The organism is Segatella copri (assembly GCF_019249795.2).
GTDB lineage: Bacteria > Bacteroidota > Bacteroidia > Bacteroidales > Bacteroidaceae > Prevotella > Prevotella copri_B.
This window is the reverse complement of the sequence record NZ_CP156891.1, coordinates 252,570-265,349: the sequence shown is the minus strand read 5'-3', so window position 1 is coordinate 265,349 and position 12,780 is coordinate 252,570. Positions and strand designations below refer to the sequence as shown.

At 45.3% G+C, this 12,780-nt stretch carries 11 protein-coding genes; 4 read left to right on the top strand and 7 right to left on the bottom strand.

Annotated features, from left to right (window positions below; all coding sequences use genetic code 11):
* Nucleotides 1-23: 23 nt before the first annotated feature.
* On the bottom strand, nucleotides 24-1,238 hold the full coding sequence (locus KUA48_RS01165; RefSeq protein WP_153072467.1) for an L-serine ammonia-lyase: 1,215 nt from the start codon (nucleotides 1,236-1,238) through the stop codon (nucleotides 24-26).
* Nucleotides 1,239-1,324: 86 nt separating this feature from the next.
* Nucleotides 1,325-2,101 carry a peptidylprolyl isomerase gene (locus KUA48_RS01160; RefSeq protein ID WP_218433020.1) on the bottom strand — a complete coding sequence of 259 codons (777 nt, stop codon included), beginning with the start codon at nucleotides 2,099-2,101 and terminating at the stop codon, nucleotides 1,325-1,327.
* Nucleotides 2,102-2,249: 148 nt separating this feature from the next.
* On the opposite strand from KUA48_RS01160, the gene KUA48_RS01155 reads away from it, so the two are divergent.
* The gene (locus KUA48_RS01155) at nucleotides 2,250-3,158 is read left to right on the top strand and encodes a hypothetical protein (RefSeq protein ID WP_228112268.1); all 909 of its coding nucleotides are present in this window, start codon (nucleotides 2,250-2,252) and stop codon (nucleotides 3,156-3,158) included.
* 140 nt (nucleotides 3,159-3,298) lie between these two features.
* On the opposite strand, the gene KUA48_RS01150 is transcribed toward KUA48_RS01155, so the two are convergent.
* The 4 genes from KUA48_RS01150 to KUA48_RS01135 form a co-directional block, all read right to left on the bottom strand.
* The gene (locus KUA48_RS01150; RefSeq protein WP_118254743.1) at nucleotides 3,299-4,408 is read right to left on the bottom strand and encodes a UDP-N-acetyl glucosamine 2-epimerase; all 1,110 of its coding nucleotides are present in this window, start codon (nucleotides 4,406-4,408) and stop codon (nucleotides 3,299-3,301) included.
* Between the two features lie 99 nt (nucleotides 4,409-4,507).
* Nucleotides 4,508-5,458, bottom strand: a complete 951-nt coding sequence (locus tag KUA48_RS01145; RefSeq protein WP_117694779.1) for an SPFH domain-containing protein — start codon at nucleotides 5,456-5,458, stop codon at nucleotides 4,508-4,510.
* Nucleotides 5,459-5,506: 48 nt separating this feature from the next.
* On the bottom strand, nucleotides 5,507-5,956 hold the full coding sequence (locus KUA48_RS01140; protein WP_153079353.1) for an NfeD family protein: 450 nt from the start codon (nucleotides 5,954-5,956) through the stop codon (nucleotides 5,507-5,509).
* Between the two features lie 51 nt (nucleotides 5,957-6,007).
* Complete coding sequence (locus tag KUA48_RS01135; protein ID WP_218433021.1) at nucleotides 6,008-6,904, bottom strand: M48 family metallopeptidase; 897 nt, start codon at nucleotides 6,902-6,904, stop codon at nucleotides 6,008-6,010.
* A 305-nt stretch (nucleotides 6,905-7,209) separates the two neighbouring features.
* Here KUA48_RS01135 and KUA48_RS01130 point away from each other — a divergent pair, with 305 nt between their 5' ends.
* The 3 genes from KUA48_RS01130 to ligA all read left to right on the top strand — a co-directional run bounded on the left by KUA48_RS01130 (nucleotide 7,210) and on the right by ligA (nucleotide 11,188).
* On the top strand, nucleotides 7,210-8,460 hold the full coding sequence (locus KUA48_RS01130; RefSeq protein ID WP_218414642.1) for a GTP-binding protein: 1,251 nt from the start codon (nucleotides 7,210-7,212) through the stop codon (nucleotides 8,458-8,460).
* A 174-nt stretch (nucleotides 8,461-8,634) separates the two neighbouring features.
* Nucleotides 8,635-9,165: a GNAT family N-acetyltransferase gene (locus KUA48_RS01125; RefSeq protein WP_006846667.1), complete on the top strand. Its 531-nt coding sequence runs from the start codon at nucleotides 8,635-8,637 to the stop codon at nucleotides 9,163-9,165.
* Between the two features lie 52 nt (nucleotides 9,166-9,217).
* Nucleotides 9,218-11,188 (top strand): NAD-dependent DNA ligase LigA, encoded by a 1,971-nt coding sequence (gene ligA / locus KUA48_RS01120; protein WP_203054872.1) that lies wholly within the window; start codon nucleotides 9,218-9,220, stop codon nucleotides 11,186-11,188.
* Between the two features lie 98 nt (nucleotides 11,189-11,286).
* On the opposite strand, the gene KUA48_RS01115 is transcribed toward ligA, so the two are convergent.
* Nucleotides 11,287-12,579, bottom strand: coding sequence for a serpin family protein (locus KUA48_RS01115; RefSeq protein WP_153088978.1), 1,293 nt, complete (start codon nucleotides 12,577-12,579; stop codon nucleotides 11,287-11,289).
* Between the last annotated feature and the right edge of the window lie 201 nt (nucleotides 12,580-12,780).

The window sequence follows — 12,780 nt, the reverse complement described above, 5'->3', positions numbered from 1 at the left end:
TGATTCAGCGAAGCATTTTATGACTAAATGTCTCTTGGAAATCCCTTTGCCAAACCGCCTTCGCTTGTTTCCTTGTAAAGCGAAGGTAGGTCATGACCCGTCTGTCGCATTACTTCAACTACACGGTCGAAAGATACGGTATGATGGCCATCTGAGAAGGAAGCGTAGAGGTCTGCATCCAAAGCTCGGGCGGCAGCAAAGGCATTTCGCTCGATGCAAGGAATCTGAACCAGTCCGCAAACCGGGTCGCAGGTCATTCCGAGATGATGCTCCAATCCCATTTCGGCAGCATATTCTACCTGAGCCGGACTGCCTCCGAAAAGCTGGCAGGCTGCAGCCGAAGCCATGGCGCAGGCAACACCTACCTCGCCCTGGCAACCTACATCAGCACCACTGATAGAAGCATTCTGCTTTACGATGTTGCCCACCAATCCGGCTGTAGCCAAGGCTCTCAAGATGCGCTGTTCACTCATATCATGAGAAGTAAACATGTGGTAGAGTACAGCTGGCAATACACCACAGGCGCCACAGGTAGGAGCTGTAACGATGGTACCACCCGAAGCATTCTCTTCGCTCACAGCCAGCGCATAAGCATAAACCAAGCCGCGGCTCTGCAGGGAAGCACGGTAACCCTTCGCCTTTATATAATAGGTGGCAGCCTTACGCTGTAGCTTCAGCGGACCCGGCAAAACACCTTCATGGTTCAAACCATTTCTGATGCTCTGCTTCATCGTTTGCCAAACCATGTCGAGATAATCCCAGATATCTTCCGATTCGCATTTCTCAACATACTCCCAGAATGAGCGTCCGTTATCATAGCACCATTGCTTGATGTCGGCGAGCTTGTTCAGATCATAGACATCCTTGGCGCCCAGCTCTTCGTTGCCGGCAGTACCATCTGATATGGCTCCACCACCAATACTGTAAACGGTCCATTCATCGATAATATCGCCGTTCAGATCCTTGCCCACAAATTTCATTCCGTTGGGATGATAAGGAAGGAAAGTCTGTGGCTGCCAGATAATATTCACAGTTTTATGAGGTCTGAGCACTTCTTCTATTGCCACATCAGTCATGTGTCCCTTACCTGTAGCAGCCAGACTTCCATAGAGGGTTACTTCATAATAAGAAGCGTTAGGGCAACGCTCCTGAAAAAGTTTGGCTGCACGCTGAGGCCCCATCGTATGACTGCTCGATGGCCCCTTACCTACTCTATATAATTCCTTTAATGACTTCATTTTTCTCGTATTTAATATTTTTACTTATCGATTTTTTCTCTTTTAATGGGCTCAGTTACTTATTTCTTCAGTTTACCATCAGAAAGTTACTTCATCTGCTTGGCTTTCAGAATGATGACATCCGTGAGAGGTCTGTCGTTGTTCGCCTTATCGGTAGCCACATTCTGAATCTTATCAACCACATCCATGCCTTCAAGCACCTCTCCGAATACAGTGTAGCCGTTGTCAAGGTGAGGAACACCACCATGCTTGATGTAGCCCTTTTGCAACTGTTCTGAAGGAATGGCGTAATACTTGCCGTCCCGTTTCAGTTTTTCTACATAATATTCCATCTGCCGGGGAGAAAAATTTCTGCCCCAGGTGATGTAGAAATCAGTAGACGCCGAAGCTTTGGCCGGATTTTCATCATCTCCTTCGCGAGCAGCACAGAGCTGTCCGCGCTTATGATAATATTTAGGATAGATGATTTCTGCCGGAACCGTATAGTTTACATCAAACTTCTGCGGCTTTTTCATGTTCACCTTTCTGCATGAATAATCGCCACCCTGAATCATGAAATTCTTGATGACACGCTGAAAGATGCAACCGTCATAATAGCCCGAATTGACAAGTTTCAGGAAATTATCCCGATGCTTGGGAGTATCGTTGTAGAGAGCCACGAGAATGTTACCCATCGTAGTTTCCAGCAACACCTGAGGGCAAGTTGGATCGTGCGGTGTTTCCCAGTCGAGCAGAGAATCGGGCTTAGACGCCACAACTTTTCCGGCTGGTTCTGATGTGTTCTGATTGCCTTCACTCTGAGCGAATGTCGTAACAGGCACCGTAAGAAGAGCGAGTGTCAATAATCTGATGATCTTCTTCATATTTTTGTATAATTTTACATCTATTTATGTTATCGGATGCAAAGATAATGATTTTATTCTAAAAAATTGATTTTTTATGCGGGAAAAGTTCCTTTGTTTCATACATTCTTCATATCTTTGCAGCAGAAGACAGAAAATGCAATCAATTATGAAGAAAAAAATATATATTATCATCGCTTTTTGCACATTCCTCACTACAGAAGCAAGTGCACAGCAACAGGTAAGCTTCGGACCATTGCACAGTCCGGACAGTCCGCGTGAAGAATGGTTGCTGCCTGGCGATACGGTTTACCAGGCAGGAAAACCTATGATTTATCAGGGAAAACCGGTGAAGAATGCATATATGACTCCTGCCCGACTATCAGATAAGAAAGAAACTCTCGGCAAAAACGGATTACTGGGTGATGCTTCGCTAGACAGCACCTATTATAATAATCCCATCTCCAACCTTACCAACAGCTTGAGTTATCCGTTGGGCTATGGCTGGGGGCTGCACAAGGGATTGAATCTCTCGGTAGATCTTTCTGCCTTTGCTACATTCGGCAAGAATGTGCCTCACAGAGGCGGTTTCACCCAGACCATCGATGCAACCTACCTGACGCCACTCACCAAAGACAACAAACTTTGGTTGGCTCTGGGCACTTATATCAACAACGTAAACTATGGTGGAGACAGTTATCATGACGGTGGAGTCTACGGCATTCTGGGCTACCAGTTTAATGAGCATTGGGAGGCTTACGTTTACGGTCAGCTTAGTGTAGCCAACAATTACAATTCTCTTTACGGCCGTTATGGCGGTTATGGCTATGGTCCCTACGGCTATTCGCCTTGGGGCTACGGAATGTATCCTTGGGGTATGGGAAGAGGAATCATGCCGGGTGGCTACGGAATGGGAGTACCTGGCGCCAACGTTTTAGGAGCCGGTGTAAGATACACTAATTCCAAAAAGACTTTCTCTATCGGCTTAAACGTAGAAGGAGTATGGTATGATAATAAGACGCCAGCCTATTTCAAGCAATACGACTATCCTGTGCCAAAGGCGCCTGAAAAGGATTAAGAAAAAGATAAAGCATAAAAAGAAAGAGGTTCACTTTTCAATATAATCATATTGAAGTGAACCTCTAAGTTTATTCTGAAAAGAATCAGTTTACATAGCATCATCTCTCTCCATGAGATTATACGCTATGAGTTTAGATTCTATTCAGCGAGAATCTGGACTATTCTTTCTGCTGAGCGGCCATCCCATCTGTCAGGAATGCCCGCTTTCTTCCATTCACCCTTCAGAAGTTTCTGCATAGTTTGCTTCAGTAACTCCGGATCTTCAGCAACCAGTTCGTTTGTACCCACCTTTACAGTTTCAATATGCTCAGTATAGCTGTTGAGCGTAATGCAAGGAACCCCATTGAAGGTAGCTTCTTCAGCCACATTACCCGAATCGGTAATCACACCTTTGGCGTGAGCTGTAAGATAAGCAAACGACAGATAATCGAGCGGCTGAACCACCTGGATTCCACTCTGATGATTACTCTCTTCCTGATAAGCCTTGAATGCGAGCACGAAGCCCAAGGCTTTACCTCGAAGCGGAGCAATCACCTTCACTCCAGCCTGGCGCGCCTCTTCATCTATGACAGAAATGAGCGATTTCATCTCATCAATGTTATTGACGATAGCCTTGCGGTTCAAGGTCAGAACCATATATTCGCCTTCTTTCAGATGAAACTCGTCCATGACTTCAGGCCGCTGCATTTTAGACTGAAGGAAGCGGATGTTGTCGATAAGCACATTTCCTACCATGTAAACCTTAGACAATTCTGCACCTTCCTTGTTGGCGATGCTGTTGTTTGAAATGCCAGCGGTAAAGAGAATATCTGACAAGCCATCAATCACCAGACGGTTGATTTCCTTTGGCATGGTAATGTCAAAACTGCGGGTTCCGGCTGCAATATGAGCAAGCTGCACACCCTGCTTCTTGGTAACAATAGCCACAGCCATGGTTGAAGCCAGATCATCAACCACAATGACAACATCTGTAGCATTCTGCTGCAGATAGCACTCAAACTGACCCATCACCTGTCCGGTAAGTTCGTTCATGTTTGGACAGTCTACACCGAGATAAGCATCCGGTTTCTGAATGCCTAAGTCATCGAAAAGAGAAGATTCCAGTGTCGGGTCATCCTCTTTTCCTGTGTAAACCAACTGATAGCTGATTTCGTTACCAGCTTCCTGAGCATTACGAATTGCTCTAATTACGGGCGCAACCTTGATAAAGTTAGGTCTTGCACCTGCAACGATACAGATTTTCTTCATTTTTATCCTGTTTTATATATTTACTGAAGTTACAGTTTACTGATGTCTGAGTGCTTTATTTCTTGAGTCAAAGGGCATTATCCATCGACTCAGAGGTCTTTATCCCTTGAAAAGGTCTTTGATTCCTCCTATAGAACCCAAGAGATTGGTTGCCTCGTATGGCAGATAAACCACCTTATTATCCTTACCCTGTGCTACTTCCTGCATCATACTGATGTATTTCTGGGCCAGGAGATAGTTGGCTGGATTCGTACTCTGTCCTACAGCTTCCGTAATCTTCTGAATGGCAATAGCCTCGGCCTCAGCCTTACGGATGCGGGCAGTGGCCTCACCTTCTGCATTCAGGATAGCCTGCTGTTTGGCAGCCTCAGCCTTGTTCACGATGGCAGCCTTCTCACCTTCTGAGAGCAGGCGCTGCTTTTCCTTCTCACCTTCTGAAGTCAGGATGGTAGCACGCTTGTTTCGTTCAGCCTGCATCTGCTTTTCCATGGCCTGGAGCACACTCTCTGGAGGTGTAATATCCTGCAACTCTACTCGGTTTACCTTGATTCCCCACTTATTGGTTGCATCATCCAAAACTGCACGGAGTTTGGTGTTAATCGTATCGCGGGAGGTAAGAGTCTGGTCAAGTTCCATCTCACCTATTATATTACGCAAGGTAGTTTGAGTCAGTTTCTCTATGGCGTTTGGCAGATTGTTGATTTCATACACACTCTTGAATGGGTCCACAATCTGGAAATAGAGCAACGCATTTATCTGCATCTGGATATTATCCTTAGTGATTACGTTCTGACGGTCGAAATCGTAGACCTGTTCACGAAGGTCGATGCTGTTTGTATAAACGTATCTTCCGTTTCTCATAGACACAATATCCTTGGCATGGTCAATGAAAGGAATGATGACATTAATACCCGGCTTGAGCGTAGCAAAATATCGTCCGAGACGCTCTATGATTTTCGTCTCACTCTGAGGGATGATAACGATGGTTTTCTTAACCACTACGAGTGCAAGTGCTACTAGAGCCACCAGCACATAAATTCCTATGTTCATGATGTTTATACGATTAAGTGAATAATGTTGACTCTAAACTTTTCCTACCTAAACTTTTTCTACCTTGAGGATGATAGATTCGTGACCTAAGATTCGAACCATATCGCCTACAGCAAGCGGTTCGGCAAGATGTGGAGCTTCCGCTTTCCAATCATCTCCATCCAGCTTTACCCTGCCGAATCCTCCGGCAGGAATCATCTCTGTCACTTCCCCTATCTGTCCTGCCAGCGCATCGGCGTTACTGCGGCGGTCTTCCCCACCCTTGTGTAGCGATTTCAGCAGATGCGGACGAACCAACCAGATGCTAAGCATAGAGCAGATAGCCCAAACCACTACCTGCACCCAGAAAGGTGCTCCTACTAATGCCACAGGAATGCTGATGAGCGCACCAATGGCAAAACAAGTAACATAGAAATCGCCGGAAGACAACTCTAAGATGAGGCAGATGAACATCACCGACGTCCATACCAGCCAAAGGTTATGAGATAAATACTCCATACTTAACTATTTTAATTTGATTCTTCAGATTCGAGAGATTTGGAAAATTCCTTATTTTCTGCGGGTTATAGTCTTCTTTTTGCTACTGGTCTTCTTGGTTGTAGAAGTCTTGCTCGTAGAACCTACCTTATAAGTTGTCTGAGGTTTATAATACTTCAGCGCAGTAGGCATTTCCTTCTGCAAGTCAGCAATACGCTTGGTGTCTGAAGGGTGATCACTGAAAATATCACTCTGATTGCTGTTAGAGCCCTGCGACATTCGCTGCCAGAAAGGAATGGCCTGCTGAGGATCGTAACCAGCCATGGCAGCGAAGATAAGTCCCATGTAATCTGCCTCGGTTTCATTATCACGGGAATACTTCAGATTGCGGAATGAGAAATACCGTCCGGCAACTGCACTTGCCACATTACCTACACCATTACCAACTGTCTGGTTCAACACAGTTCCCAGGATGCTTGTACCGGTTTGCTGATTCTGCTGTTTGGTGAGCTGCTCAGCACTATGTTTAGCCACAGCATGAGCTATTTCGTGACCCAAAACGATTGCCAAACCGGTTTCATTCTGAGTGTAAGGCAAAAGTCCTTCATAAACCACGATTTTACCGCCAGGCATACAGAATGCATTGGCTGACTTATCTTGTACCAGGTTGAATTCCCATGAATAATTCTTCACATCAGCTTCAAATCCGTTCTGCTTCAAATAGAGTTCAACAGCATTGGCAAGTCTTTTTCCTACTCGCTGAACCATCGCCGTATTGGCTGCATTGGTCGACTTCTTGGCAGAAGCCATGTACTTTGTGTATTCCTGATTAGACAGACTGAGAACCTGCTCATCGGATACAGAGATGCGATGAGTGCGACCGGTCAGAGGCACCGTCTGAGTAGTGCCGCAAGATGACAGCGCAAGGACTGCCACAACCGTCAGAACTAAAACCTTAAACTTTTTCATCTTAACTTATGTATATTATGTTTATTCATTAAGTTTATGTGCTGTTTGAAACAAATTTTCTCTGCAAATATACTATTTCTAGTTGAAACCACCAAAGAAAAATGAGAAAAACATGAAATATAACCTAAAAATAACACAAGATAACTGACAAAAAAGGGGTGTAGGGAAAAAAGATGGCAAAAAATAAGGTGTGGCACAATCTTTGCAGTTTCGCAAAACCGTCAGGCTGCCAGATGACAGCTGCCCGAGAAAGCAGCATTATCAGCAGACTGGGTCTAAGAAGTATAACATTAAAATATTTTAATATGAACGCAAAGAAGGAAGTGCCTGTATTGCTTTTGACAGGCTACCTGGGTAGTGGAAAGACAACCCTTCTCAACAAGATTTTAGCTAACGAAAAAGGTATTAAATTTGCCGTCATCGTCAACGATATTGGTGAAGTCAATATTGATGCAGCCCTGATAGAAAAAGGTGGCGTAGTAGGTCAGAAAGACGATTCGCTTGTTTCTCTCCAGAATGGTTGCATCTGCTGCACATTGAAGATGGACCTGGTAGAACAGCTCAAGGAAATCGTAGACATGAAGCGTTTCGATTACATTGTCATCGAGGCTTCCGGAATCTGCGAGCCTGCTCCTATTGCACAGACCATCTGCTCTATCCCATCCCTCGGTCCTCAGTACATCGAGAATGGCATTCTGCGCCTTGACAGCATCGTTACCGTAGTAGATGCTTTGCGCATGAAGGATGAATTCTCCAACGGCAGCGACCTGATGAAGAAGAATATGGATGAGGAAGATCTAGCTTCGCTCGTCATCCAGCAGATTGAGTTCTGTAACATCATTCTTCTGAACAAGGCTGCAGAGGTTGAACCTAAGGAACTGGAGCACCTTAAGCAGATTATCCGTGCCATCCAGCCTAAGGCAGAAATCTTTGAATGCAACTATGGTGACGTTGACTTGAATCTGATCGTCAATACCAAGAAGTTTGATTGGGAAACCGTAGCCACTTCAGCCGGTTGGATTCAGGAGATTGAATCAGAAAGAAACGAAGAGCATGAAGAAGATGATGTAGAAGAAGCACATGAACATCATCACCACCATGACCACGAGCATGACGAGCATGAACATCATCATCATCACCATCATCACGACCATGATCATGATCATGAAGGCGGAGAAGTTGAGGAATACGGAATCGGCACCTTCGTTTACTATCGTCGCAAGCCTTTCGACCTGGGTCTCTTCGATGATTTCGTCGCAAGAAAATGGCCTAGAGACGTGGTTCGCGCCAAGGGAATCTGCTATTTCGATGATGAGCGCGACATGTGCTACGTGTTCGAACAGGCAGGCAAGCAGAAGACTGTAAAGCAGGCTGGCCAATGGTTGGCTACCATGCCGAAAAGCGAACTCGCCCAGGTCTTGTTGAATAACCCACAGCTGCAGAAGGAATGGGATCAGGAATTGGGCGACCGCATGATAAAAATCGTATTCATCGGTCAGCATATCAAGGAACAGAAAGATGCTATCATTGCTGAGCTCGACAAGTGTTTGGCGTAGAATCTTATTCACCCGGCTTCCTAGCAAAAAGCTAAGAAAAAATAGCTCAAAATGAGCAGCAAACAAGAAAAACGGAGGAAAACGAACAAAAAAAGTGAAGTTTTTCCTCCGTTTTTTAGTTTAATTCGTTTTTTTTTGTTAATTTTGCACCCGAATAATAAAAGCGTAATTAATATGAAGACAAACTTCAGACCGGCGTATATAAAGGACTTTGCTGCTTGTTGGAAAGTCATCGACCAGGCTCGCCAAAGTATGATAGAATCGGGACGTCATCAATGGACTGAGGAATATCCATCAGAAAAAGACATCAGAAAAGACATAGAAAATGGCAATGCCTTCGTTCTGACAGTAAATGAAGAGGTAGTTGTCTATGGAGCAGTCATATTGAATGGTGAACCCAAATATAAGAAATTAGTAGGCAACTGGATTACTGATGGCGATTATTATGTAATACATCGCTTTGCCACGTTGCCTAGTTTCCAGCGTGAAGGTTTAGCGCGTATTTTCATCAGTAAGGTGAACAGCATGTGCGAGGTAGAAAAAATACCTAGCATCAAGGTTGACACCAACTTTGACAACACGCCGATGATTAACCTCCTGTCTTCGATGGGTTTCTGCATCTGCGGACGTGTAAACTATGGAGGAAACAGAGGTCAGCGTTTCGCCTTTGAAAAACTCTCCATAGCCATGGAACCTGCAGAATAATTTCTTGCCATCGAAAAACACAACATTTGATTAACATCCTCAAACATTCATTATGGAAGAGAAACTATTGCAGATGAAGAGCTTGGTTGAAAGACTCAACCAAGCTTCGGATAGTTATTATAACGGAAAAGGCGAACTCATGACCGACTATGAGTGGGACGCCCTTTTCGACCAGCTCAAGAGATTGGAAGAGGAAACAGGCGAAATTCTGCCTGACTCCCCAACTAATCGCGTGTCAGAAGATTCTATCGTAGGAAAGAAAGAGGAGCATGAATTTGCCGCCCTCTCTCTGGCAAAGACCAAACAGGTAAGTGATCTTGTAAAATGGGCAGAAGACCGCCCTATCTGGATTTCATGGAAACTGGACGGACTGACCCTCGTAGTAACCTATGACGGCGGAATACTCACCAAAATCGTTACCCGCGGTAACGGACACATCGGCACCAATATTACCCACTTGGCTCCAGCCATTTCAGGCATTCCTGCTACCATTTCAGAGAAAGGACATCTTGTAGTAAGAGGAGAAGCCGTCATTTCGTATGCTGATTTCGAACAGTTCATCATCGAAAGCGAAGGCGATTACGCCAATCCACGAAACCTCGCTTCAGGCTCACTCGCGCTGAAGGATATTGAAGAGGTGAAGCAGCGCCACATCCAATGGATTCCGTTCACCCTGGTTTATACTGAGCGGGAACTTACCTCATGGGGCGAACGCATGCAAATGCTGAAAGACCTGGGAATGAATCCTGTAGAACGTGAGCGTATTGACCACCCTACCACAGAAAATATCCAGCTGGAAATAGACAAGTTTACGGAGAAGGTGACAAGCAAGAAGAATCCTTTCCCGGTAGACGGACTGGTGATTTGCTACGATGATACGGCTTATGCAGCTACTGGGTCGGTTACAGGGCACCACGCTACGAGGGCAGGATTTGCCTTTAAATGGCAAGATGAACATGCTGACACCGTACTCGACCACATCGAATGGTCGTGCGCAGCCAGCACCATCACGCCTGTAGCTGTTTTCAAACCGGTAGAACTAGAAGGAACCACCGTGCAGCGTGCCTCGCTCTGCAATGTAAGCGAATGCGAGCGTCTGGGCATTGGTGACAAGGGAACCAGACTGCAGGTCATCAAGGCCAATAAGATTATCCCGAAGGTAATCAATATTACAGAGGTTGTGGGGAGTTTTGTCATTCCCAACGAATGTCCGGTTTGCCATGCGCCAGCCGTAGTGCGCGAGAGTGAGAGCGGCACCAAGACTCTCCATTGCACCAATGCAGCCTGCCCAGCCAAACAACTTAAGAAATTTGCCCGCTTCGTCAGCAAGGAAGGAATCAATATTGACGGAATCTCAGAACAGACTGTCTGGAAATTCATCAATCATGGTTTTATCAGGGAATATGCTGATTTCTACAAACTGAAGAATTATGCGTTCGAGATTTCCTGTTTCGAAGGATTTGGCAAGAAGAGCGTAAGCAATCTTCTGGAGAGTGTAGAGAAAAGCCGCCATACTGACGGTCGTCATCTGCTCTACGCTTTGAATATTCCGCTCTGCGGCGGCGATGTGGCTAAAAAACTGCTCAGCCGTTACAAGGTGAAGGAACTGATAGAAACGGCGCGCCTGAGCATGTTCGATGATGAGTTTGCAAGCATTGATGGTATTGGACCTGAAAAGAGTGCCAAGTTTATCGCCTGGTTCAAGGATGATGTTCATTTCCAGCATGTGCAGCATCTGCTGTCCGAGCTGATTATCGAGGAGCATGAGCCTGTAGAAACGGGAAACAAATGCCAAGGACTGACTTTCGTCGTAACGGGAGATTTGCATCATTACAAGAACCGCAACGAGCTGAAGGCTTATATTGAAAGCCAGGGCGGCAAGGTTACGGGAAGTGTGAGCAAGAGTACTAACTTCCTGATTAACAACGATGCAGCTTCGCAGAGTTCGAAGAACAAGAAAGCCCATGAACTCAATATTCCAATCATTACAGAGGATGAGTTCATTGAAAAGTTTCAGGAGTAAACAAGTGAATTAAGCGAAATAAAAAGCGAAAGCCAGATTCCGGATTACGGACTTGGCTTTCGCTTTTCTAGTTTTAAGAACCTGCAAATTCTCTGTTATTATTCTCCCAGGAACTGACCCATGAAGAGAATTGCGCCACTATTACGTTCGGTAATGAAATAAACGAATGGACGGTTAGCATGAAATTCTACACGCTTCATCTCATGAGGACCCAGTGAGGTCAGCATCACAGCAGCTGTTACGGCAGCAGCCTTGGTTCCACGCTCGCTTACCTCAATCTTTGCCTTCTGCAACATCTTCGATACGTAGAAGCTGCCATTGGCAAAACGGCTGAAATCTGCCGTGCCTGGCTGGAAGATGCTTGGAGCTCCCAATTTACTAATAATCTGGTTGAGCGACAAATCCATCTCTGTGGTAAACTTAGGGAATTTTAAATCTACCTGGCAACGGTCCATGTCATTACTCAACTTCTGAAGTTTATCAGCATCCATCTCCTTCATCACCTCGCTGATGCTCTTGCCAGCCTTAGGAAGAAGAACGGTCATCTGATAACATCCATTTCCGTATGGCAGTTCTACAGCCTGCAACATATCATTTTCAGTATAGGCAAACTTCTTGTTCTGGTGCATCATGTTCACCTTCTTAATATCACGAGTGTAACCGCTGAAGTTCTCGAGTCTAGTGTTCTTCGCATCAAACTTCTCCTGCCAGGTTCCATTAAAATAAATAGCATTCAGGAGATAAGAAACGGCTGCAGGGTCTACCTGGTCGATGATGCTAGGAATCATGCCTTTAGTCTGCTTCTTGCACCAGTCATTAATGCGAGTGGCAGATTTAGGAGAGGTAAAGTCCATGCTCTCAACACCAGCCTGATAAGAATCGGCCACGGTGTGAGCGAAATCACTGTTCAGTCTGAAATTCTTATTGATGGCGATAAAATTGGCAATGTTTACGGTTGTCTGCTTGTCAAATTTGCCAGCCGAAAGCATCAGCGCCTTATAACAGTCGTTGAGTTCCTTCACGCTCACGCCCTCGCAACCGATTGCCTTCAGAATCTCCTGCTGAGTCTTGCCGTCGGCACCATTCGCAAGCATTCCCATCAGATAGGCGATGCTCATTGGCGAAACCACCTCAGAATCCATGCCGCTGATCTGCTGATAGAGTCTGAAAGCGAAATCGTTGTTCTTCTTCACGATGTTCTGCTGAGCCTCTGAGAGGACAAGATAACCCTCGTCCATTTCCTCATCTGCTGACGGACGGGCAGCCTCTGCCTCCGTTATCTTCTCAGCCTTTGTTACGTTCTCATTCTGTGCATTCTTGCTTGAGCTGCAAGAAGTCATTGCCATTGCAGCTGAAGCTAAAATAGCTGCACTAAATACTTTCTTATACATATTTCTCTAATTTATTGGTTCATTTTAATGACTCAACGCTCCTGAACCCAAAGGGACTGTTCCTCTTTTTAAAAGGCAGTTCCCGAATCGGAATCTGAATCGTGAGTTCTGAAGATAAAATGAAAAATCGGCTAATCCTTGCACGGGAAAAGCCGATTTTACTATTTCTTAACAAAAAACAACTATGTTCTTTACAAAAAA